Origin of the sequence: Bradyrhizobium sp. USDA 223, from assembly GCF_044909005.1 — a bacterium.
GTDB lineage: Bacteria > Pseudomonadota > Alphaproteobacteria > Rhizobiales > Xanthobacteraceae > Bradyrhizobium > Bradyrhizobium yuanmingense.
Window position 1 is genome coordinate 4,984,986 of the sequence record NZ_JBIYDR010000001.1, and the last position, 23,200, is coordinate 5,008,185.

Consider the following 23,200-nt stretch of genomic DNA (forward strand, 5'->3'; position numbering starts at 1 on the left):
TCCTTGGTCGTTTGCGCCCTCTTGTTTCCGATTTTTCCGGGTAGGACAACCTCGGAATCGCGTTCCGCCGGGATGCAAGGCCGTCCAAGGTGATATAAAAGTCAGACTTTCCCATGATCCCCGAACCCGCACCCACCGTCCGAGAGCTGCTCGCCTTCTATCTGGAGGCCGGTGTCGACTGCGCGCTTGCGGAGGAACCGATAGACCGCCTCGCGGAAATCGATGCGCCGCCACCCAGCCCGCGCGCGGCCCCGCCAGCCGAAGCGCCGCGGCCGGTCGCCGCGCCCGCGGTCATGCGCGGCGAAGCCGCGCCTGCACCGGACGTCGCCATCGCCTCGGCACGCGAAGCCGCACGCACCGCGCCGACCCTGGAGGCGCTGCGCGAGCTGATGCAGAATTTCGAGGGCTGCGCGTTGAAGCACACCGCGACGCGGCTGGTGTTTGCCGACGGAAACCCGCAGGCGCGCATCATGTTCGTCGGCGAGGCGCCGGGCCGCGACGAGGACATCGAGGGACTGCCTTTCGTCGGGCGCAGCGGCAAGCTGCTCGATCTGATGATCGGAGCCATCGGCCTCAACCGCACCACCGCCTACATCGCCAACGTCATTCCCTGGCGGCCGCCCGGCAACCGCACGCCGACGCCGCAGGAGACGCAAATCTGCCTGCCCTTCATCCAGCGCCAGATCGAGCTGGTGAACCCCGACGTGCTGGTGACGCTCGGCAATCCCTCGACGCAGACGCTGCTGTCGACGCGCGAAGGCATCATGCGCACGCGCGGGCGCTGGTTCGACTACGACACCGGCCAGCGGCTGATCCGCGCGCTGCCGACGTTTCACCCGGCCTACCTCTTACGCTCGCCGGCCTACAAGCGGCTGGCCTGGCAGGATCTGCGGGCGATCGCGAAGGTGCTGGCGGGTTAGCGAGCTCTCGTGTCCCGGACGCGGTGCGGCACCCAGTGACGCTCCGCAGAGCCGGGACCCAGAAACGCAAGATAGTACGATGCGGCGAGATGGGCCCCGGCTCTGCGGCGCACCGCCGAAGAGGCGCTGCGCCGCGTCCGGGGCACGAGACCTACGTCCCCTTCGGCCGCACGATGGCCCAGCCGATTCGCAACAGCTGCTGCCGGCCGGTCACCAGCCATTCAAAGGCGCGCGGCACTTCCGGCACGATGCCGGGAAAGCGCTTGACGATCTCGGGCGGCGGCGTGCCGGCGGTATCGGAGGCGCGCCAGACCACGACGCCGCCGGTCTCGCTGAACTTGGTCTGGCTCATCCACGGCGTCCGCGCGGGGGCGGCGTCGATGAACAGGTGCGGCCGGCCGGAATGAAGCGCGATCAGGCTGGCGAGCTGGGTCTCGCCGGCGACGGCGCGCAGGCGATGGTTGGTGCGGCGGGCGAAGCTCTCGTCGAAGAAGTCCGAGATCGCGCGCGCCGGCATCGAGGTCGCAATTTCGCTAGTGCCCGTCCAAGGCAGGAACAGGACGGCGAGCACCACGCCGGCGGCGGGCGCGGCGACGGCGGCGGCCCAGACCACGCGCAGCATGCGCGCGCGGCGCATCGCGATGAGATCGCCGGCCGCGACGACCACGGCAAGCCCCGACATGATCAGCACGACACCGGGGCCGCCGACGACGGATTCGAGCCCGAGCAGGCCGGAGATCAGCACTGCGCCGAGCGGCAGAGCGAACGCGAAGAAATAGACGAAGTTGCGCGCGAGCGGCTCGACCGGCGGGCGGTAGATGATCGGTGGCTCCTCGCCCTTGCCGGCGAACATTCCGGTGTTGAGAAAGGTCAGCGCCGGGATCGCAGCTGCCCCCAGCACGAGGCCACCGAGCAGCCAGGCCGCATGCAGCGCGCGGGCGTTGAGCTCGGCGACTTGCGGCAAGGCCGGCAGCGTCAGCGTCTCGGCACGCATCAGAAAGACCGCATAGGGCAGCGCCAGCACGGCGACGACGATCAGCGCGAACAGCGGATCGAGTCCGCGCAGCGTCCGGCGGCCGCCGGCGGTCGAAACCGCGAAGACGACGATCAGCAGCAGCAGGAAGACCGCGGCGGGCGTCGTCAGCAGCAGGAGGCCGGCTTCGATCGACCAGGCGAACCAGGCATTGCCTCGGCGCTGGCCGATGATCTGCCAGGAGTGCAGCAGCAAGAGCGCCCAGAGCGGCCGTGCGAGGATCAGCGGACCGAAGTCCAGCGCGGACGAGGAGAAGGCCAGCACCGTCATGGTGAGCAGCACGGCAAGCACGGCCTGCTGCGAGCCGACCACGGCACGGGAGAGATGATAGAGCGCGATGAAGGTCGCGATCTCGCAGAGCTGGGCGAGCACATAGACGCCGAGCATGTGGCCGCCGGCGGCGCGATAGGCGATGTCGGCAAGCCAGACCGCAAGCGGCGGGCCGAGATCGGTGCCGACCTGGTATTCCCTGCCGAAGGCCAGAAGGGTCGCGAGAGTGCCGGGCGGGCTGCGGTAGAACACCAGCGCCACGAACAGCCACATCGCGGCCTGCAGCAGCACCGCAATCCAAACGATCAGCCGCGGCCGGGCGCGAATGAGCTCGATGACCAGGGAGGTAAACCGCATGCAACGTCCGAAGGTGCAGCCAACCCGTCCAGCCGGCCCTATTCGCTCACGTCTGTTTTGATAAAGGGCGCTGTGCGTCGTGGCAACTTCGGTCTGCTCCCTCTCCCCGTTCTTACGGGGAGAGGGCCGGGGTGAGGGGCTGCATCCGCGAACACGGCAACAGTTGGACTCGCGGAGAGTCCCCCTCACCCGGAATGCATCTGCGATGCATTCCGGCCTCTCCCCGCAGGCGGGGAGAGACGAAGGAGCGCTGCCGAAAGAGAAATCCTAGAGGCCGGCGGAAGCGTCGATCTCGACGCTCGCCTCCACCTGCACCTCGACCTCGGTCACCGAGAACAGGTCCTGCACCGGCTCGACGGTCCAGGGCATGTGCTTGGCGCGGGCGGCGGCGACGGGGGCGAAGAAGCTGCGGTGGTGGATGGAGGGGCCGAGGCGATCGAGCGCGTCGAGATGCTCGGGGACGGCGTAGCCCTTGTGCTGCTCGAAGCCGTAGCCCGGGCAGTCCTGCGCCAGTGCGCACATCAACCGATCCCGGGTGACCTTGGCGACGATGGAGGCCGCCGCGATCGAGAGCACGATGCCGTCGCCGCCGATCACGGCCTCGCAGTCGCATGCGGTGTCGAGCCGGTCGCGGCCGTCGACGAAGACGTGCCTGGGCGCCTCGGGCAGGGCCACCACGGCGCGCTTCAGCGCCCACAGCGAGGCACGCAGGATGTTGTCGCGGTCGATTCGCGCCGGCGAGGCGACGGCGACCGAGACCTGCGCGGTGGCGCAGATCTTGTCGAACAGCTTTTCGCGCTCCTCGGCGGTCAGGCGCTTGGAATCGTCGATGCCGCGGGGAATCCGGTCGGGATCGAGAATCACGGCCGCCGCCACCACAGGGCCGGCTAGCGGGCCGCGGCCCGCCTCGTCGCAGCCCGCGACCGGCCAGACGCCGCGCTTGATCAGCGCGCGCTCGCGGCGGAAGCTCGGGGGAGCAACGGCGATGATGCCCTTCTTGCCCGCAGGAACCTTCGCCGCATCGGCCGCAGAGATCTTTGCCGCCTTGGCGGGCACAGCCTTCTGCGCGGCCTTTTTCTTTAGCGCGGCTTTGGCTGGGGTCTTGGCGGAGGGGTCCCGAATCATGGCTGGGATCGTGCGCACGCAGCTTCGCCGACGCAACCGGGAACCCAGGATATTCCCGTTATTCAGGCCGCCCGCCCTACTCCGCCAGATGCACCCGCCGGTCCTCGCCCACCTTGATACCGGGCGCGACCACGACTTCCCAGACATGTGCATCGGGATCGGCAAAATAGCCGCAATAGCCGCCGTAATCGGTCGCGTGCGCCGCCTTGAGCAAGGTGGCCCCCTTCTCCACGGCGAAGGCCAGCACCTCGTCGACCTCCTCGCGGGTCGCGCAATTCCAGGCGAGCGTCATGCCGCGAAAGGTCGTGGGCCTCGGCTGGTCCTCCAAGGACGCGTCCGCGGCGAGCCGATCCCAGTGATAAAGCGCGAGCACCGGACCGCCGGTGTCGTAGAACGCAACCGCCTCGCCGGTCTCCTTCAGCCGGCGCGAGAAACCGAGCGCTTCGTAGAAGGCGATGCTGGCGCGGATGTCGTTCACACCGAGCGTGATGACGGTCAGCCGCGGCACCGGCACGGCGAGTTCCTTAAGCATGCGACACCTCTTGCACGTGTCCGCTCAAAACAGGCTGAGCTGATCGCCGTTCCGCTTCGGCCGCGCAAAGTGATCAATGGTCAGCTTTGAGCGCCGCTTGTTGAGGCCGAGCCGCTGGCAGGCGATCTCGAAACGGCGGCCGATGGTCCAGGCCATCGGTCCGGTGCCCTTCATCCGCTCGCCCCATTTGGCGTCGTAGTCGCGCCCGCCGCGCATGTCGCGGATCAGGGTAAAGACGTGGCGATAGCGGTCCGGATAGTTCGCCATCAGCCATTCGCGGAAGAGATCGCGCACCTCCAGCGGCAGCCGCAGCAGCACATAGGCGGCTTCCTTGACGCCGGCATGGGCGGCGGCGTCGAGGATGCGCTCGATCTCAGAATCGTTCAGCGCGGGGATCACGGGCGCGACCATCACCGTGGTGGGAATGCCGGCCTCCGAGAGCTGCTTCAGCGCCTCCAGCCGCTTCGGCGGCGTCGAGGCCCGCGGCTCCATGGTGCGCGCCAGCTTCGGATCGAGCGAGGTGACCGAGATCGCGACCTTGGCGAGGTTGCGCTTGGCCATCCGCTGGAGAATGTCGATGTCGCGCAGCACCAGCGCCGATTTGGTGACGATGCCGACGGGATGCGAGGTGCGCTCCAGCACTTCCAAAATGCCGCGCATGATTTTGCGCTCGCGCTCGATCGGCTGGTAGGGATCGGTGTTGGTGCCGATCGCGATCATTCGCGGCTCGTAGCCGGGAGCCGCAAGCTCCTTCTCGAGCAGCGAAGGCGCCTCGGGCTTCACGAACAGTTTTGACTCGAAGTCGAGCCCCGGCGACAGGCCGAGATAGGCGTGGGTCGGCCGCGCGAAGCAATAGACGCAGCCGTGCTCGCAGCCGCGATACGGATTGATCGAGCGGTCGAAACCGATGTCGGGGGAATCGTTGCGAGTGATCACCTTGCGCGAGGTGTCGATGGCGACACTCGTCTTGAACGGCGGCAGCTCGTCCAGGCTCTGCCAGCCGTCATCGAAAGCGACGCGCGCCTCAGCCTCGTAGCGGCCGCTGGCATTGGATTGTGCGCCCCGCCCTCGCCTTCGCGCGCGGTCGATGGCGACGCCAAGCTCGGGGAAATCTGAAGGCGCACCCGCCGGCTCGGAGGGCGCCGTGACCGGCGGGTGCTTGAGAGCATGAGAGGATGCTGGACTCATGCAGCCAAGATAGCACGGCGCGGGAACAAATCAAGAACGCAAACCAAAAACGTGAAAACAACCCCATGCACAGTAGAGCTGCCCAACCTTCGCGCGCCCGCCTTTGACCTCACGCAACACGGCCGTCACGACCATCCCGTCTCATGCCCGACGGATCGATCGCCCTGGAACCGGGTTGGTGACGATCGCGAAGTGAAGGTCGGCAGGAACATGACAATCCAACAAAAAACGGCCGAAGCGAGCAGCGACCTCGATCTGCTCGATCGCTATTGGCGCGCCGCCAACTACCTCTCGGTCGGGCAAATCTACCTGCTCGACAATCCGCTGCTGCGCGAGCCGCTGCGGCCCGAGCACATCAAGCCGCGTCTGCTGGGTCATTGGGGCACGACGCCGGGCCTGAACTTCATCTACGCCCATCTCAACCGCGTCATCCGGGCGCTCGATGTCAGCGTGATCTATGTCTGCGGTCCCGGCCATGGCGGTCCGGGCATGGTCGCCAACACTTATCTCGAAGGCAGCTACAGCGAGATCTATCCCGATATTGCGCGCGACGCGGACGGATTGCGCAAGCTGTTTCGGCAGTTCTCCTTCCCCGGCGGCATCCCGAGCCACGCCGCGCCGGAAACGCCGGGCTCCATCCACGAAGGCGGCGAGCTCGGCTATGCGCTGGTGCACGCCTATGGCGCCGCATTCGACAACCCGGATTTGATCGTCGCCTGCGTGGTCGGCGACGGCGAGGCCGAGACCGGGCCGCTCGCTGCGTCCTGGCACTCCAACAAGTTCCTGAACCCCGCCCATGACGGCGCGGTGCTGCCGATCCTGCATCTCAACGGCTACAAGATCGCGGGCCCCACCGTGCTCGGACGGATGCAGGACGCCGAGATCCGGGACCTCTTCCGCGGGTTCGGCCACGAGCCGCTGTTCGTCACGGGCGACGATCCCAAATTGATGCACCAGGCCATGGCCGATGCGCTGGACGTCGCATTCGCCAGCATCCGCTCGATCCAGCAACATGCCCGCGACGGTCGCACAAGCGTCGAGCGGCCGCGCTGGCCGATGATCGTGCTGCGCAGCCCGAAGGGCTGGACCGGCCCGAAGGAGGTCGACGGCAAGAAGGTCGAGGGTTTTTGGCGCGCGCATCAGGTGCCAGTCGCAGGCTGCCGCGAGAACCCGGCGCATCTCAAGGTGCTCGAAGACTGGATGCGCAGCTACGAGCCGGAAAAGCTGTTCAATGGCAACGGCGCCCTCGTTGCCGAGCTTCAGGCGCTCGCGCCCGACGGCGTCAGGCGCATGGGCGCCAATCCGCATGCCAATGGCGGCGTGCTGAAGAAGGAGCTGAAGCTGCCCGACTTCCGCAGCTTCGCGATCGAGGTGCCGCAGCCCGGCGAGGTCGTGGCGGAAGCCACGCGCGAGCTCGGCAAATTCCTGCGCGACGTCATTCGCCTGAATGCGAAGGCGCGCAATTTCCGCATCATGGGCCCGGACGAGACGGCATCGAACCGGCTCGACGCCGTGTTCGAAGCCACCGAACGCGTCTGGATGGAGCCGACCGAGCCTTACGACGTGCACCTCGCCCAGGACGGCCGCGTCATGGAGGTGCTGAGCGAGCATCTCTGCCAGGGCTGGCTGGAGGGCTATCTGCTCACCGGCCGGCACGGCTTCTTCTCGTGCTACGAGGCCTTCATCCACATCGTGGATTCCATGTTCAACCAGCATGCCAAATGGCTGAAGGTGACGCGGGAGCTGCCGTGGCGGCGTCCGATCGCCTCGCTCAATTATCTGCTGACCTCGCATGTCTGGCGCCAGGACCATAACGGCTTCAGCCATCAGGACCCCGGTTTCGTCGATCTCGTCGCCAACAAGAAGGCCGACATCGTCCGCATCTACTTCCCGCCGGATGCCAATACGCTGCTGTGGATCGCCGACCATTGCCTGCGCACCTATAACCGCATCAACGTGATCGTCGCCGGCAAGCAGCCGGCGCCGCAATGGCTGTCGATGCAGGACGCGGCGACGCATTGCGATGCCGGCATCGGCATCTGGACCTGGGCTGGAACGGAGGATGGAAAGGGCGAGGCCGACGTCGTCATGGCCTGCGCCGGCGACGTGCCGACGCTGGAGACGCTCGCTGCCGTCGACCTCCTGCGCAAGACGCTGCCGGACTTGAAAATTCGCGTCGTCAACGTCGTCGACCTCATGACGCTGCAGCCGAGGGAGCAGCATCCGCACGGCCTGTCCGACCGCGACTTCGACAGCCTGTTCACGCGCGACAAGCCTGTGATCTTTGCCTATCACGGCTATCCCTATCTCATTCACCGGCTGACCTATAGCCGCACCAACCATGCCGGAATGCATGTGCGCGGCTTTGCCGAGGAGGGCACCACGACGACGCCCTTCGACATGGTCGTGCTCAACGAACTCGACCGCTATCACCTTGCGATCGAGGCGATCGAACGCGTGCCGGGACTGGCGACCAAGGCCGCGCAGGTGAAGCAGCAATTCCGCGACAGACTGATCGAACACTCCCGCTATGTCCGTGAGCATGGTGAGGACATGCCTGAGATTCGTGACTGGGTCTGGCAGAACAGCGCCGGCGGCAACACGCCGGCCGAGGCCGGCGACTAGCGATGCCGGACACGGTCCTCGTCCTCAACGCGGGATCGTCGAGCATCAAGTTCGGCCTGTTCGATGTCGCGGCGGCCGAGCCCGCCCTGCTCTGCAAGGGCCTGCTGGACGAGCACGAGGCCAAACCCCGGCTGGTGGTGAAAGGCCCTGCAGGCGAAGACCTGTTCGAGACAAGCAAGCAGGCGCCGCAGGCAGCCGGCGACCATCTGTTCGCGGACGTGCTCGCCTTCATCGAGGACCGGTTCGGTGGACGCAGCCTGCGGGCCGTCGGCCATCGCATCGTGCACGGCGGGGCGGATTATTCAGGCCCGGTGGTCCTGATGGACGACATCATTGCGAAACTGGAGGCCTTGACGCCGCTGGCGCCGCTGCACCAGCCGCGCTGCCTCGCGCCGGTGCGAACGCTGGCGGCGATCCGGCCCGAGCTGACGCAGATCGCGTGTTTCGACACCGCCTTCCACCACGGCCTCGCGCCGCCCGCGAGCCGCTTCGCCATTCCCAGGCGATTCGAGGCGCGTGGCGTCAGGCGCTACGGCTTTCACGGCCTCTCGTTCGAATATGTCGCGGGACGCCTGGCCGAGATCGCGCCGGAGCTCGTGGCCAAGCGCACTGTCATCGCGCATCTCGGCAATGGCGCCAGCCTCTGCGCCTTGCGCGATAGCCGCAGCATCGACACCACGATGGGGCTGACGCCGCTCGACGGCCTCGTCATGGGCACGCGCTGCGGTGCGATCGATCCGGGCGTGCTGCTCTATCTGCAACAGTACGAGAACATGTCGGCCCGGGAGGTCCAGCACCTGCTCTATCACGAGTCAGGCCTGCTTGGCGTTTCCGGCATCTCCGCGGACATGCGTACACTGCTGGCGAGTAGCGAGGCTGCGGCGCGCGAGGCGGTCGATCTCTTCACCTTTCGTGCGGCGCAGCAGGTCGCGATGATGGCGGCCACGCTCGGCGGCCTGGATTGTCTGATCTTCACCGGCGGCATCGGCGAACATGCCAGGGAGATCCGCGGCGCCATCGGCCAGCGTCTCGCCTGGATGGGCGTGCGCATCGACGCCGCAAGCAACGATGCCGCGCGCGAGCGCATCAACGGCAACGACAGCACCGTCGCGGTCTTCGTTATTCCCACCAACGAAGAGATGATGATCGCGCGCCATTGCGCGGCGCTGATCTAGGGGGTTATGCCATTGCGGAAACACCCTCTCCGCAGGCGGAGAGGGTGTGCACTTACGTTGTAGCAATCAAACCTGAACTCATCGTGCTTTAGTGACCGCGGCCGGTCAGGAGCTGAAAAGTCCCCATCGCGATCTCGATCACGATCAGCACCACGATCGCGATCTCCAGGCGCAGCGAGCGCTGGGTGTCGATGATGTCGGTCAGCGCGTTGGCGGTCTCCGATACCGCGGTGAGCTTGCGCTCGAGCGTGTCGAGGCGCTCCTTCAGCTCGTACTCGTCCTCGAGACGGGAATACAGCCGATCGAGCTCGGGCTTCTCCCAGAGCACGTCGGGCTTCTCGGCGACCGCGACGCGGCCGGCAACGCGCTGCTGTACCAGCAGCGCGTTGCCGATCAATTGCAGAATGCCCGTGCGCCGACGCGGGGTGCGGCCGTGTTCGGCGAGCTCCCGTGCAAACGGCTCGATGACGTCGAACACCGCGGCGACGCGGCGCTCGTCGCGCGCCAGCGACGTGCTCTTTGCGAGCGCATCGGCAACCAGCAGCAGCCGGTCGTCGGAGAACTTGGCGAGGCAGATCGGCCCGCCCGGCTGGATCGTCTCGCCCGCTTCCTCGTTGCAGAGCTGCGCCTGCGCGATCTCCTCCTCGTACGGGCTGAGCTCTCCGGTCACGCGTGATTTCAGGCTGTCGACGAGAACCTTCTCCTCCGACGGCAACAGCCCGATCAGCACGACCACGCCATAGCGAAAGATCACGGCAAGGCCGGCATGAACGCGGAAGGCGGCCGGCGTCGAGGACACCAGCGTGCCGATCTCCAAGTTGGAAGCATTGATGCGGTCGCCCAGCATCAGCGCCCGGATCCGCAAGGTCGGTGCGGCCTCCTGCTTCGGCGATTTTGGCGCCGTGCCAACGGCGAGATGATCGGCGTTCATGCAAGGTCTCTCCCGGGCAGCGAAAGGTCGCTACGAAGCATCGGGGATAATACCGTCAGGATCGGCTTGTGCCGAAACATTCGGCAATATTATCAGCCCGCGCCTGGCACATCTGGCCGCGATGAACTCGCGGCAGTTTACCATCGCACGCCGAAGCCCCTTCCGAAAGTTGCACTCGGCAGCGCGACGGGTTTATGACAACATTATGCAACGCAACGCTACGCTTCTCCCGAAGTGCGGAAACTGAAGCCTCAATCATGCTGAGCGTCATCATTCCGACCGAAGGTGTCGAGCAGACGGCGGTCGCAACCCTGGCCGCGCTGGTGCCCGGCGCCGCAGCCGGCGTGATCCGGGAAGTGCTTCTGGTCGACGGCACGCGCAACGGCGTCATCGAGCGTGTTGCCGACGTCGCGGGCTGCCGTTTCATCGGCTTCGATGGGCATTCGCAAGGCGCTGCGCTTGCTGCCGGCGCGCGCCAGGCCCGATCGCCCTGGCTGATGTTCCTGCCTGCGGGCGCGGTGCTGGAAACCGGCTGGATCGAGGAAACCACCCAGTTCATCCAGGCCGTCGCCACCAGCGGCCGGGATCGTGCGGCGGTGTTCCGCTATGCCCGTTCGCCCTACGCAAATACCGCAGTGCGCGACGTCCTCTGGGCCGTGGCGCGCAGGCTCATCGGTCCGCTCGGCGATCAAGGCCTGCTGATCGCGCGTGATCATTACGACCGGATCGGTGGATACCCGCCCCACGCCCGGCATTCCGAGGCGCGGCTGCTCCGGCGGCTCGGCCGGTCGTCCCGGACCATGCTGCGCAGCCGGATCGTGATGGTCGGCTGAAGCGCCGAGATACTTGCCAACGTCAATCAATTAATTGACAATGGCAAATATCGAGGTGATCCCATGCTATCGAAAGCTTCGTCATCAAGCGCCGTGGCCGAACAGGCCGCCGACGACCACGTCGCAGCGGTTCGCGCCTTCAACCGCTTCTACACCCGCAAGCTCGGCGTGCTCGACCAGCACCTCGGCAAGAGCCCGTTCTCGCTCAGCGAGGCGCGGGTGCTCTACGAACTCGCCCAACGCGACGATCTTGCGGCAAAAGAGATCGGACACGAGCTCGGTCTCGATCCCGGCTATCTCAGCCGCATCGTCCAGAGCTTCGACGAGAAGGGGCTGATCACGCGAAAGCCCCTGCCCGCGGACCGCAGGCAATACCAGCTCAGCCTGACCGCCAAAGGCCGGCAGGCTTTCGTCAAGCTGAACCAGAGCTCGCAAAACGAGGTCGCCGCGATGCTGGCTCAGCTTTCACCCGGCGATGCGACGCGGCTCACGCAGGCGATGGCGACCATCGAGGCCGTGCTGGAGCAACGCCGAAGCTCGCCCGCTTCTTTCATGCTGCGCAGCCATCGCGTCGGCGATATGGGTTGGGTCGTCTCCCGCCAGGCTGCCGCCTACGCCGCGGACTACAATTGGGACATTAGCTACGAGGCGCTGGTCGCCGAGATCTGCGCACAGTTCATCAGGAATTACGACGCCGCGCGCGAGCACTGCTGGATCGCCGAGGCCGGCGGCGAGCCGGTCGGCTCGGTGTTCCTGGTCAAGGCCACGGACGAGATCGCCAAACTCCGCCTGTTGCAGGTTGAGAAGAAAGCACGGGGCCTCGGCGTCGGCCGCGCCCTCGTCGAGCAATGCATCCAGGGCGCCCGCGAGCGCGGCTACAGCAAGATGACGCTGTGGACGCAGAGCATTTTGGTGGCCGCGCGGGGGATCTACAAGAGTGCGGGGTTCAAGCTGGTCGCGACGGAGCCGCATCACAGCTTCGGGCAGGATCTGATCGGCGAAACGTGGGAACGGGATCTCTGACTGTTTTTATTCAACAACGCGCGCCGTGACCTTACCCTCCCCTGGAGGGGTCCTGGAGGGGGAGGGTCGGCTCACATGGAGCGCAGCGAAATGTGAGACGGGGTGGGGTGACGGTCTCTCCACATCCAACACTACTGGAGTGGAGAGATCACCCCACCCCGCTCGCGCTGCGCGCGATCGACCCTCCCCCTCCAGGGACCCTCCAGGGGAGGGTAATCCGTGCCTCGATCAGTTGGACATCATCCGTACAACGCGCTCACACCGTCGCGCCCTGCGCCTTTGGCCTTCGCAGATGCTCGTCCAGCCGCGGCATGATCTCGACGAAGTTGCAGGGGCGCGTGCGGTAGTCGAGCTGAGCCGCCAGGATGCCGTCCCAGCCGTCGCGGCAGGCGCCGGGCGAGCCCGGCAGGCAGAAGATGTAGGTGGCGCCCGCCACGCCGGCGGTGGCGCGACTCTGGATCGTCGACGCCCCGATCTTGGCGTGGCTCAGCATGTGGAAGGCGATCGAGAAGCCGTCCATGCGCTTCTCGAACAGCGGCTCGATCGCCTCGGGCGTGACGTCGCGCCCGGTAAAGCCGGTGCCGCCGGTGGTGATGACGACGTCGATGCCGCTATCGGCGATCCAGCGGCGGATCACGTCGCGGATCGCCTCGACATCGTCGGTGACGATCTCGCGCGCGGCGAGATGATGACCCGCAGCGGTGAGACGATCGGCGAGGGTCTGACCGGACTTGTCGTCGCTGAGCGCGCGCGTGTCGGACACCGTGAGCACCGCAATGTTGAGCGGGATGAATTGTTTGGATTCGTCGATGGCCATGTTGCGTCTTTCGTGTCCCGGACAAGGTGCGGCGCATCAGCGCCGCGCCGCAGAGCCGGGACCCACTTCAGAGGCTTGGGCAACCGGCAATATGGGCCCCGGCTCTGCAGCGCACCGCTGAAGGCGCGCCGCGCTGCGTCCGGGGCACGAGCCTTTCCTTACAACGCCCCCGCACCGAACGTGTTGCAGGCCTGGACCGTGCCCTGCTGGTACCCGATCATGAACCATTGCTTGCGTTGCGCCGCCGAGCCGTGGGTGAAGGAGTCGGGCACGACGCGGCCGGTGGCCTGGCGCTGCAGCGTGTCGTCGCCGATCGCGCTTGCCGTGGTCAGCGCGGCCTCGATGTCGCCGGGCTCGAGGAAGTTCGGACGCTTCTTCGCCTCGCGGTTGACCCAGACGCCGGACAGGCAGTCGGCCTGCAGCTCCACCTTGACCTGGAGCGCATTGGCCTCGGCCTTCGAGCCGACCTGCTGCTGCAGCCGCGTCACACGCGGAATGATGCCGAGCAGGTTCTGGATGTGATGGCCGACCTCGTGCGCGATGATGTAGGCGGTGGTGAAATTGCACGCCGACTTGCCGGAGCAGCCGCGAAAGCGGGTCTCGACCTCGCGGAAGAAGGCGGTGTCCAGGAAGATGGTCCGGTCGGGCGGACAATAGAACGGCCCCATGGCCGACTGCGCCATGCCGCAGCGGCCGCCATTGGTAGCGTTGCGGAACAGCACGATCTTCGGGCCGGTGTACGACTGGCCGTTGGCCTGGAAGATCTCGCTCCAGCGATCGTCGAGCTCGCCGAGGATGCCGGAGATCATGCTGCCCATCTCGTCGGTCGGCGCGCCGCGCTTGCCCGAGGAGGCCTGGCGATCGGTCTGGTAGGTCGGCGCATGGCCGCCGCCGGAGAGGATCTCGGCGCCGCCGATCAGGATGCGGGGATCGATGCCGAAGGCGTAGCCGACCAGGCCGAGGATGATGATGGTGCCGATGCCGAGCCCGCCGCCGCCCATCGGCAGGCCGAACCCGCCGCCTCCGCCGCCGCCAAAGCCACCACCTTCGTCGCGACGATCCTCGATATCGTCGCTGCGGCGGAAGTCATCGTAGCGCATGGCGGCCTTTCCTCTGGGGTCCCTGATTCAAGTTTCGACGGCGCACAGAAACGCGAAAGCTCAACGCGCCACATACGTAAAATTTCCGTTGCTTTTATCAATATCGTGGCCGGCAAAAATTGCCTAGTGCGACAGCCTGTCGATGCCAGCAAATTTTTCCGAGGGCCGAGCAATTTTTTCCGAGAGAAATTTACAGCCTTTTTCCCGCCACGATCGATCTCGCGAGGCGCGCAAGCGCGAAATACACTGTAAAACAAGGCGAATGCGCGCAACAATTTGCGCGCGAACGATGATGCGGGGAGTGCTCACGAAAGCGGCGGGTTAAGTCGATTTTTACTTTGCCCCTTCAATGTAACGGCCAGTCGGTTGTTTGGTCCCGCGTCGCCGACAGCGTCGCCTGAGTCAGAGTTCTTGAGTCATGGTAGAGTCGCGTCGCGGGGCGTCTGCAAGGGCGCCCCGCACAAATTTTGAGTCCCCATCGCATCGCATCATCGTCGGCGATTGCGTCGCCGAGATGTCGAAGCTCCAGGCAGGCAGCGTCGACCTGGTGTTCGCCGATCCGCCCTACAATCTGCAGCTCAAGGGCGACCTCAAGCGTCCCGACGAATCCCATGTCGATGCCGTCAACGACGACTGGGACAAGTTCGATTCGTTTGCCGCCTACGACGATTTCACCCGCGCCTGGCTGCTCGCCGCACGCCGCGCCATGAAGCCGTCGGCGACGATCTGGGTGATCGGCTCCTATCACAACATCTTCCGCGTCGGCGCCATCATGCAGGATCTCGGCTTCTGGCTGCTGAACGACATCGTCTGGCGCAAGACCAATCCGATGCCGAATTTTCGCGGCCGCCGCTTCACCAACGCGCACGAAACCATGATCTGGGCCGCGCGTGACGAGAAAGCCAAGGGCTACACGTTCAACTACGAGGCGCTGAAGGCCGCCAACGAGGACGTGCAGGCGCGGTCCGACTGGCTGATTCCGCTCTGCACAGGCGAGGAGCGCCTCAAGGGCACCGACGGCAAGAAGGTGCATCCGACGCAGAAGCCGGAAGGCCTGCTGGCGCGCGTGCTGCTGTCCTCGTCCAAGCCCGGCGATCTCGTCATCGACCCGTTCAACGGCACCGGCACCACCGGCGCGGTCGCCAAGCGCCTCGGCCGCTCCTATATCGGCTTCGAGCGCGACAAGACCTATGCCAAGGCGGCCGAGGCGCGCATCGCCAAGGTCGAGCCGTTGCCGGAAGAGAGCCTTGCCCCGTTCATGACCGCGCGCGAGGCACCGCGCGTTGCGTTCTCCGAGCTGATCGAGCGCGGCATGATCATGCCCGGCACCAAGCTGTTCGACGCCAAGAAGAAGCTCGGCGCATTGGTGCGCGCCGACGGCGCCATCATGCTGGGCGACAAGGTCGGCTCGATCCACCGCATCGGCGCGGTGGCGCAGGGCGCACAGGCCTGCAACGGCTGGACCTTCTGGCACGTCGAGACCAAGAAGGGCCTCAAGCTGATCGACGAGTTGCGTGCCGAGATCCGCGCCGGCATGGCGGCGGAGTAGCTTTCCTCTCCTAAGTCATTCCGGGGCGCGCGCAAAGCGCGCGAGCCCGGAATCCATCCAACAGCGTCCCATGCCGCCCAATGGATTCCGGGCTCGCGCTTCGCGCGCCCCGGAATGACGGCGGCGTGAGTTGAAAGCCGCGCCAACCAGGACTAGATTCGCCCGACTAGCCCCCTCCTGACCGGTTGGGCTCCCATGCGACGACAGTCCGAGACATTGCTGCTGGTGCCGCTGCTGCCGATCTTCCTGGTCGGCATGTTTCCGATGTTCCTGATCGCGCTGCTCGGATTCTTCGGCCTGGCGCTGTTCGGCGTGCTCGTGATCTGCGTCGGCCTCGCCAGCAGCAACGAGGCGCACGACAATTTCAACCACGACGTCATCGTTCACGGCTATGCGCGCGGTTCGGAGCGCGCGGCGCGCGCCTCCGACATGCATCTCGCAGCGCGGCTCGGCCTGCGGCTGGAAGCCGTTGGTGCGGCCATGGTCATCGCGGCGGCAATCGGCCTTTGTTACGCCGCCTGATCTGCGTACCGCGCAGACACCGCCCGGCAAACTCGCCGGTTGCTCTCTCGGACGAGGTTCAGGCAAGACAAGGCTCGCCCAACGACGCCGCGTCCGCGCGCGGCAATATAGACACCGGGGAGATGCTGGATGCTCAAGTTCTATTTCAATGGATCACCGAACCCGACCAAGGTCGCGCTCTTTCTCGAAGAATCCGGCCTGTCTTTCGAGCCGGTGAAGATCGACACCCGCAAGGGCGAGCAGTTCACGCCGGAATTCCTGAAAATCAATCCGAACGGCAAGGTGCCGGCGATCGACGATGGCGGCGCCATCGTGTTCGATTCGAACGCCATCCTGCTCTATCTCGCCGAGAAGACCGGCAAATTCCTGCCCGCCAACCGCGCCGAACTCCTATCCTGGCTGATGTTCGTGGCCACCGGCGTCGGGCCCTATTCGGGTCAGGCCGTGCACTTCAAGCATTTTGCGCCGAAGGAGCAGAACCACGACTACGCCCATAACCGCTATCAGTACGAGACTGACCGCCACTACAAGATTCTCGACGCTCACCTGAAGGACCGCCGCTACATGGTCGGCGACAGCTATTCGATCGTGGACATGGCGATGTGGGGCTGGGCGCGGATGGTGCCGTTCAAGCTCGGCGACGAGGCCTTTGCGCGATACCCGAACGTGAAGCGGCTGGTCGACGAGATCTCGGCGCGCCCGGCGGCGGCGCGCGCCATCGCCCTGAAGGACAAGTTCACCTTCAAGGCCGAGATGGACGACGAAGCGCGCGCCAACATGTTCAAGCACATGACGACCAAGGTGGCCTGATCGCGCCGCACCGCTATTCGAGGCCACGCGTATGCGCGTGGCCTCTTGCGTTCGAGACTCTAAAGCGCGATGCGATCAGGATGGAGCGTCATCGCGCTTTAGGTTGGTTGTTCAAGCATGATCTCTTCGGAAAAGCGCTGCACACTTTTCCGGATCATGCTTTAGGCGGCGTGGACCGAGCTCAGGAACTTGGCGACTTCCTGCTTCAACCGGTTGCTGTCGGCCGACAGCGAGCGCGCCGCCGACAACACCTGCGAGGAGGCCGAGCCGGTCTCGGAGGCGCCGCGCTGCACGTCGCCGATGTTGGACGAGACGAGCTGGGTGCCCTGGGCCGCCTGCTGGACGTTGCGGGAGATCTCCTGCGTCGCCGCGCCCTGCTGCTCCACGGCCGCGGCGACCGTCGACGCGATCTCCGACAGCCGCTCGATGGTGCCGCTGATCTCCCGGATCGAGCCGACCGACTCCTCGGTCGCGGCCTGGATGCCGGAGACCTGCTGGGCGATCTCGCCGGTGGCCCTGGCCGTCTGCTCGGCGAGCGCCTTGACCTCGGTAGCGACCACCGCAAAGCCGCGGCCGGCTTCTCCCGCACGCGCCGCCTCGATCGTGGCGTTCAGCGCCAAGAGGTTGGTCTGGCCGGCAATGGTGCTGATCAGTTCGACCACGTCGCCGATCCGCGCGGCGGCCTTGGAGAGCGCGCCGACGCGCTCGTTGGTCCGGCTCGCCTGACCGACAGCCTCGGTGGCGATGCGGGCGGATTCCTGCACCTGGCGGGCGATCTCGGAGACCGAGGAGGAGAGCTCCTCGGTCGCAGAGGCGACCGCCTGCACATTGGCCGAGGCCTCCTGCGAAGCGCTGGCGACCTCCGTCGAGAGGTCCTGGGCACGCGCGGCAGTCGTCGTCAACGTGCCGGCGGAGGCTTCGAGCTCGCCCGATGCCGACGACACCGTGTTGACGATCTCGCCGACGGCCTGCTCGAACTGATCTGCGAGCCTCGCCATGTCTTTCCTGCGGTTCTCGGCCTGCCGTGCCTCGAGTTCGGCCTGCTCGGCGCGCATGCTCTCGGTCTCGATCATGTTGTCCTTGAAGACCTGGATCGCCTTGGCCATGTCGCCGATCTCGTCGGCCCTGCCGCGGCCGGGAATCTCGACCTCGAGATTGCCGCCGGCAAGCCGCCCCATCGCCTGCGTCATCGAGGTCAGCGGACCGACGATGCTGCGGGCGATGAGGAAGGCGACGATGCCTCCGAACAGGATGGCGAGGCCGCCGGCGATCTCCTGCACGGTCGTCGTTCCCGCGATCACGGCCTCGGCGGTGGTGCGCGATGCCTGGTAGTCCTCCTTCAGCGTCGTTTCCGCCACCTTGAGCTTGCCGATGCTGTCGACGATGAGGGGCGCGAGGCTCTTGTTGTAGATCTCGTCCGCTTTAAGCATCGCTGCGGAGGTCGTCTCGAACGCCGTCTTGTAGGTTTCAAGCGAGGTCTTCACCGGCGCCAGCGTGGCGCGCAACGCCGCCGCCTGCGGGCTCTTTTCGAGTGCCCCGAGCCGTTGTAACGCCCTGTCGATGCTCGCCCTGAAGGTCGCGGGGCCCTGCGCATCGCGAAGGGCCAGAAAGCGCCAGTTTACGATCCTCACGAGCAGGATTCGGGATTCGAGATCGGCGACGAGGGAAGCGGTATCTTCATCGACGGCGGCGCGCGCCACGTCGACGAGCTTGTTCGTCTTGGTGGCCAGGTCCTCGCCACTCGGCAGCAGCGTCGCCTTGCCCGTTCTCGTCTCGTTGACGGCGTCGCCGAGATTGTCACGCAGGCGTCGCATTTTCGCGATCTCGTCGATCAGGCCGTTGTAGAGCGCGCGCCGCTCCTCGGAGAGCGTCCCCTGAGCGCCGACCCGGAGCAGCTCGCTCGCCGCGGTCTCGCGCTCTTGCGCTTCCTTCATTGCGGATTCGTTGCCGTCGTAGACGTAGCGCAAATTGGCCCGCTGAATAGCCTGCAGATGGGCCGATATTTCCAGCACCCGCGCCGTGCTGTCCGAGAGGGCGGATTGTTTTGCGACCTGATCCTGCACGTCCCGCAAATTCCAGACGGCAACCACCGCCATCACGATACCCACCGCCACCAGGGCCATGAAGCCTGCGTACAGGCGTCCCCTGATCCGCAAACGAAATTTCGGCATTCCCACTGTCCACCCAGATGCATGTGAATTAGAGGGGCCGAACGACTCCGGCGATCGTCACGGCCACTCCGACAGCCGCACGCCGCGCCCCGGCGGCCTACGCTGCACCGCGATACAATGGGGGACACTTCTTAATTGAACCTTCAAATTCCTCGCGCGCCCGATCTCGACCCGTACCAAATCTGCCGATTTTGGCGGCAGCTATGCAAAGCCGCATGCGAATCCGCTGTGCCATGCACGCCGATGCATACTGTTCGTCAGGGGATGGCTATTGGGCGCCGGCCTGTTGCAACTTGCCGAGTGCATTCTCGACCACTTCCAGCGTGTAGGGCTTCTGGACCACCGGCGCGGAGGCCAATTGCTCGGGGATCGGCGCGCGCTCGCCATAGCCGGTCGCGAAGATGAAGGGCACCCCGATCTCCTTCAGCTTCTGCGCCACCTTGATGCTGCTCTCACTGCCGAGATTGAGATCGAGCAGAGCAAAGCTCGGCCGCGAACGCTCGATCGAGCGCAGTGCCTGGTCGACGGTTGCGGCGGTGTCGACGTGGCGGGCGCCGAGGTCGAGCAGGATGACCTCCGCGGCCATCGCGATAATCAGGTTGTCCTCCACGATCAGGGCCGTGTCGGAAATCCGTGGACGGGCAGATTGCTGCTCCTCGATACGCATGGCGGCTCCCGCGATGGATGGGACGAGCTGGACGAAGTTGGGCGGAATGACGAACTTCGCCTGGACGCCCAGGAGGTCGAAACGGATCTCGGCATCGCCCTTGAGATCGAACGGCACCGACCGCTCGATGATGGTGGTGCCGAAGCCGCGCCGCGACGGCGGCTGCACGGGCGGCCCGCCGCTCTCCTTCCACTCGATGACGAGGCTGGAAGACGGGTCGAGGCGCCAGACCACCTCGACACTGCCGGTGGAATCGGCAAGCGCGCCGTACTTGGCGGAATTGGTCATCATCTCATGAACGACGAGCGCCAGCGTCGCGAACGCCTTTGGATCGAGCGCGACGTCCGGACCGCCCATCTTCACCCGGTCTGCGCGCGCACCGAGGTACGCGCCGGCCTCGGACTCGACCAGGGTGCGGAGCGCGACGGGTGCCCAGTTCAGGTTCGTGATCTGGTCGTGGGCGCGCGCGAGGGCCTGGATGCGGCCGCCGAGCACGCTCGCAAACTCCTCGATGCCGGTCGCGGTGTCCTTGCTCTGCGCCACCAGGGCGCGCACGAGGCTCAGGATGTTGCGGACGCGGTGATTGAGCTCGGCGATCATCAGTTCCTGCCGCTCCTGTGCCCCGCGTCGCTCGCGCGCGGCGAGGTCGGACAGTTGCAGGATCACCTCCAGCAGCGTGACGCGCAGGCTCTCGGCGATGCGGATATCGGCCGCCGACCACGGCTTCGACTGCCCCGCCACCGTTTCCTGCCATAGCTCGAAGCTCTTGCGCGGGGTGAGGCGCGGCCCGTGCGGACCTTCGTCGTAGACCTTGTTGGGATCGGCGGCCCATTTCACCGAGCGCGTGACCTCGCGACGGAAGAAGATCAGGCAATCGCGCGGGATGCGCGAGATCGGGATGGCGAGAAAGCCCGCCGCACGGTCACGGAAGGCCTGGCCGGCGGCGTAGACCTCGGCGATCTCGGCGCTGGCGAAGATCCGGCCCGGCGAAGTCCGGTTGATGAAGGCGACGAGATCCTTCACCTCATCTTCGGTCGGAGTCTCACCCTCGAGCGCGATGGTGTTGTCGGACCAGACTGCGACGCCGTCGCACTCGATCATCTTGCGGTAGTCGCCCAGGAAATCGACGATCGCCCGCCGGCTGTGGTCATGCGAGGCAGCGTTCTCGATCAATCGTTCCTTGGACCAGATGCGCGCGAGCCTCATAGGCGACGTCGCCCTCGCGCTCGCGGCCTTCCACGATCCACGAGAACATCTGACCGAACAGTTCGGAGGCCGTGCGCTTGTCGAACGAAATGTAGCGCGGCGAATAATGGTGGCAGGCAAACAGACCCCACAGCTTGCCGTCGCGCAGGATCGACACCGACATGGAGGCGGCAACGCCCATGTTGCGCAGATATTCGATGTGGATCGGCGACACCGAGCGCAGCACGCTCATCGACAGGTCGAGCAGTCCCGCATTGTGCGTGGCCGTGGACATCAGCGCGGCAGGCCGCGCGTCGACGTCGGCGATGATGCGCAGCCAGTTGCGCTGATAGAGCGCGCGCGCCTGCCTTGGGATGTCGGATGCAGGGTAACGCAGGCCGAAAAAGGATTCGAGCCCGGACTTCGCCGTCTCGGCGATCACCTCGCCGGACCCGTCCGGGTGAAACTGATAGACCATGACGCGGTCGAAGCCGGTCAGCACCTTGAGCTGACGCGCCGCCTCGCGCGTGAGATCGGCCATGCCGCGTGTCTTGCGGATCCGCTCGAGCATCAAGCGCACGAGCTCGCCGGAATTGACGCCCGGCTCGTGGACGCTCGGCTCCGCCTCGATGATCAGATAGACGCCGGAGAGATGAATCGAAAGATCGAAGGGTGGCTTGCCGGGCTGCAGCTCGACGCCGAACAGGCGTTCGGTCGCATCCGGACCGCCGAGATGATCGACCCGGCTGCGGATCGTTTCGACCGCCGCCTCGGAGATCACGCCCGACAGCGGCCGCTGCAGCAGGTCGGCAACATCCGTTCCAAGGAAGCTCTCGACGTTGTCCGACGCCATGCAGATCGTGAAATCGGAGAGCACAGCCAGCAGGAAGCCAAACGGCTGCACGCTGCCGGGAATGTGGATCGGCTCGCGATCGCAATTGGTGAGATTGACGGCCTGGTTCATGCCCGGTCCGCCGCCTGCTCGAATGCGGCGAAGGTGATGCGAGCCGCCTCGATCGCCTCGTCTTCGTCCCAGCGCTCGTCGGTTGCAAGTTTCGCCAGGAAACTTTGCCAAAACCGCCTGCCGGTGCCGTGACTGAGATAGGCGACAGCTTCGCAAGTCCGCGGATCGGCGGAATCGGCGACCATCTTCAGCAGGAATTTTGCCCCGAGACGGGAGCCTTCGAGCACATACATCGTGCCCACAACGCCGCTGCGCGTTAGTGGGGGCACCGACACCAGCCGCGGCACCGCGCTGCCAAGGCGCTCGAGATCAGCCAGAATTGCCGGGCTTCGCGATCGCTCCGGCCAGTCCGGGAAAGCCCTGCTGACGCCGGCCTCGACAAGTGCCGTCTCGAGTGGCAGCAGGGCGCCGGCACTGGCTTGCAGAAAGCGACGATAGCCGGAGAGCTCGGTCAGATCGAATGCCGACAGCTGCGCGTCGAGGTCGCGGTGCGCAGCCGACGTTGCGTCTCTTAGTCGTTCGCGGAGTCCGGAGAAGCTGCGGCCTACCTGCGTTGAAACGTCCGAAGCCACAGCCAGCATGAAATTCCCGAGAACGCAGGTTGCCGCGGGCGCGGCGCGCCCGGCAACCGAGGGAACGCCGGCGGCACGCAATAGTTCCGCCGGCCTGGCACCGCGAGGGGCGAGACATCGGGGTCCGCTCCGTTCATTTCTGCCGAACCGGCTTTCTGAGCTCGTGCTCGATCTCGCTCCAGGACACCCCGAAATCCTGAAGCTCGCGTTCGGTCATGGCCGCGAGCTGATAGCGGACCCGAGACCGCTCGCGCCGAGTCTGCATGAGTTCCAGCAGCGTCCGACAGGCCCGCACAAATATCGCGGGCCGTGACGAACAGGAGCGGCCGGTGGACACGACCTCGTCCAAGCCGTTAGCCCGCGGCCCTCGCGGGGGCTTGCGGAAACGGGCCGAGCGCCTTCTCGGTCAGCATGGAGTCGCAGTACTCGCGAATCTCCTTGATCTTGCCGTCCTCCAGACGAAAGACCAGGCAATAGTCGTTGTCATAACGCACGCCCTCGGGCGTGACGTTATCGCCCTTGGCTTCCACCACCACGATGTCGCCATCGGCGATGAAGCGATGGGCGATGGTTCGCGTACGGTCGCGCAGGCGCGTGCGGACATAGCCGTGGAGATCTTTGAGGATCGCCTCCTTGCCGGCAAAGGTGCGCGACCAGGAATATTGCCCCGTGACGACCCATTTGGCGTCGTCGGCGAGACTTGCGCTGAACAGGGCGCGGTCGCGCGCGGCCGGATCGGGATTGGCGGCCGCAGCAAAGATATCCTGCAGCAGTTTCTTGTTGGCGCTCGCGTTCATGTCGGCATCTCCTTGTGGTGACAACGCCGAGATC

Annotated in this window: 19 protein-coding genes and 1 pseudogene; 8 read left to right on the forward strand and 12 right to left on the reverse strand. The window is 65.8% G+C overall.

From position 1 onward, the window contains the following. Window positions 1–113: 113 nt before the first annotated feature. The gene (locus tag ABIA40_RS23210; protein ID WP_404543363.1) at window positions 114–920 is read left to right on the forward strand and encodes a uracil-DNA glycosylase family protein; all 807 of its coding nucleotides are present in this window, start codon (window positions 114–116) and stop codon (window positions 918–920) included. Window positions 921–1,071: 151 nt separating this feature from the next. On the opposite strand, the gene ABIA40_RS23215 is transcribed toward ABIA40_RS23210, so the two are convergent. The 4 genes from ABIA40_RS23215 to ABIA40_RS23230 all read right to left on the reverse strand — a co-directional run bounded on the left by ABIA40_RS23215 (window position 1,072) and on the right by ABIA40_RS23230 (window position 5,425). Beyond that, window positions 1,072–2,580, reverse strand: a complete 1,509-nt coding sequence (locus ABIA40_RS23215; protein WP_404543364.1) for a glycosyltransferase family 39 protein — start codon at window positions 2,578–2,580, stop codon at window positions 1,072–1,074. A gap of 267 nt (window positions 2,581–2,847) precedes the next feature. Further along, entirely contained in the window at window positions 2,848–3,705 is an 858-nt protein-coding gene (locus ABIA40_RS23220; protein ID WP_404543366.1) for a ribonuclease HII, read from the reverse strand. Window positions 3,706–3,781: 76 nt separating this feature from the next. After that, on the reverse strand, window positions 3,782–4,237 hold the full coding sequence (locus tag ABIA40_RS23225) for a VOC family protein (protein ID WP_271540442.1): 456 nt from the start codon (window positions 4,235–4,237) through the stop codon (window positions 3,782–3,784). Window positions 4,238–4,261: 24 nt separating this feature from the next. Further along, window positions 4,262–5,425 (reverse strand): PA0069 family radical SAM protein, encoded by a 1,164-nt coding sequence (locus ABIA40_RS23230; RefSeq protein WP_404543368.1) that lies wholly within the window; start codon window positions 5,423–5,425, stop codon window positions 4,262–4,264. A 210-nt stretch (window positions 5,426–5,635) separates the two neighbouring features. Between ABIA40_RS23230 and ABIA40_RS23235 the strand changes: the two genes are divergently transcribed. Together ABIA40_RS23235 and ABIA40_RS23240 are read left to right on the forward strand one after the other, a co-directional pair. Continuing rightward, window positions 5,636–8,050 carry a phosphoketolase gene (locus tag ABIA40_RS23235; RefSeq protein ID WP_404543369.1) on the forward strand — a complete coding sequence of 805 codons (2,415 nt, stop codon included), beginning with the start codon at window positions 5,636–5,638 and terminating at the stop codon, window positions 8,048–8,050. Between the two features lie 2 nt (window positions 8,051–8,052). Continuing rightward, a complete protein-coding gene (locus ABIA40_RS23240; RefSeq protein ID WP_271540437.1) occupies window positions 8,053–9,225 on the forward strand; it encodes an acetate/propionate family kinase in 1,173 nt (390 codons plus the stop codon). An 88-nt stretch (window positions 9,226–9,313) separates the two neighbouring features. On the opposite strand, the gene ABIA40_RS23245 is transcribed toward ABIA40_RS23240, so the two are convergent. Beyond that, window positions 9,314–10,156, reverse strand: coding sequence for an RMD1 family protein (locus tag ABIA40_RS23245; RefSeq protein ID WP_157284784.1), 843 nt, complete (start codon window positions 10,154–10,156; stop codon window positions 9,314–9,316). 257 nt (window positions 10,157–10,413) lie between these two features. Here ABIA40_RS23245 and ABIA40_RS23250 point away from each other — a divergent pair, with 257 nt between their 5' ends. Both ABIA40_RS23250 and ABIA40_RS23255 read left to right on the forward strand, forming a co-directional pair. Continuing rightward, complete coding sequence (locus ABIA40_RS23250; protein WP_404543371.1) at window positions 10,414–10,989, forward strand: glycosyl transferase; 576 nt, start codon at window positions 10,414–10,416, stop codon at window positions 10,987–10,989. 63 nt (window positions 10,990–11,052) lie between these two features. Then, window positions 11,053–12,012: a GNAT family N-acetyltransferase gene (locus tag ABIA40_RS23255; protein ID WP_404543372.1), complete on the forward strand. Its 960-nt coding sequence runs from the start codon at window positions 11,053–11,055 to the stop codon at window positions 12,010–12,012. A gap of 256 nt (window positions 12,013–12,268) precedes the next feature. Here ABIA40_RS23255 and moaB read toward each other — a convergent pair whose 3' ends face one another. Together moaB and ABIA40_RS23265 are read right to left on the reverse strand one after the other, a co-directional pair. Next, window positions 12,269–12,829, reverse strand: coding sequence for a molybdenum cofactor biosynthesis protein B (gene moaB, locus ABIA40_RS23260; RefSeq protein WP_271538261.1), 561 nt, complete (start codon window positions 12,827–12,829; stop codon window positions 12,269–12,271). Window positions 12,830–12,987: 158 nt separating this feature from the next. Then, a complete protein-coding gene (locus tag ABIA40_RS23265) occupies window positions 12,988–13,929 on the reverse strand; it encodes a neutral zinc metallopeptidase (RefSeq protein WP_036006315.1) in 942 nt (313 codons plus the stop codon). A 418-nt stretch (window positions 13,930–14,347) separates the two neighbouring features. Here ABIA40_RS23265 and ABIA40_RS23270 point away from each other — a divergent pair, with 418 nt between their 5' ends. From ABIA40_RS23270 to ABIA40_RS23280, 3 genes are all read left to right on the forward strand, one after another. Continuing rightward, window positions 14,348–15,478 (forward strand): site-specific DNA-methyltransferase, encoded by a 1,131-nt coding sequence (locus ABIA40_RS23270; protein WP_036037228.1) that lies wholly within the window; start codon window positions 14,348–14,350, stop codon window positions 15,476–15,478. A 195-nt stretch (window positions 15,479–15,673) separates the two neighbouring features. Next, entirely contained in the window at window positions 15,674–16,000 is a 327-nt protein-coding gene (locus ABIA40_RS23275) for a hypothetical protein (RefSeq protein WP_225147847.1), read from the forward strand. 129 nt (window positions 16,001–16,129) lie between these two features. Further along, complete coding sequence (locus tag ABIA40_RS23280; RefSeq protein WP_404543374.1) at window positions 16,130–16,810, forward strand: glutathione S-transferase family protein; 681 nt, start codon at window positions 16,130–16,132, stop codon at window positions 16,808–16,810. Window positions 16,811–16,971: 161 nt separating this feature from the next. Here ABIA40_RS23280 and ABIA40_RS23285 read toward each other — a convergent pair whose 3' ends face one another. The 5 genes and pseudogenes from ABIA40_RS23285 to ABIA40_RS23305 all read right to left on the reverse strand — a co-directional run bounded on the left by ABIA40_RS23285 (window position 16,972) and on the right by ABIA40_RS23305 (window position 23,166). Further along, window positions 16,972–18,981, reverse strand: coding sequence for a methyl-accepting chemotaxis protein (locus tag ABIA40_RS23285; protein WP_404543375.1), 2,010 nt, complete (start codon window positions 18,979–18,981; stop codon window positions 16,972–16,974). Window positions 18,982–19,249: 268 nt separating this feature from the next. Continuing rightward, window positions 19,250–21,797 (reverse strand): annotated as a pseudogene (locus ABIA40_RS23290) (HWE histidine kinase domain-containing protein). Further along, entirely contained in the window at window positions 21,794–22,378 is a 585-nt protein-coding gene (locus ABIA40_RS23295) for a biliverdin-producing heme oxygenase (protein WP_404543377.1), read from the reverse strand. The pseudogene ABIA40_RS23290 and the gene ABIA40_RS23295 overlap by 4 nt, the downstream one beginning before the upstream one ends. Window positions 22,379–22,502: 124 nt before the next feature. Continuing rightward, on the reverse strand, window positions 22,503–22,718 hold the full coding sequence (locus ABIA40_RS23300) for a DUF1127 domain-containing protein (protein WP_404543379.1): 216 nt from the start codon (window positions 22,716–22,718) through the stop codon (window positions 22,503–22,505). A gap of 4 nt (window positions 22,719–22,722) precedes the next feature. Then, window positions 22,723–23,166 carry a nuclear transport factor 2 family protein gene (locus ABIA40_RS23305; RefSeq protein ID WP_198400037.1) on the reverse strand — a complete coding sequence of 148 codons (444 nt, stop codon included), beginning with the start codon at window positions 23,164–23,166 and terminating at the stop codon, window positions 22,723–22,725. Between the last annotated feature and the right edge of the window lie 34 nt (window positions 23,167–23,200).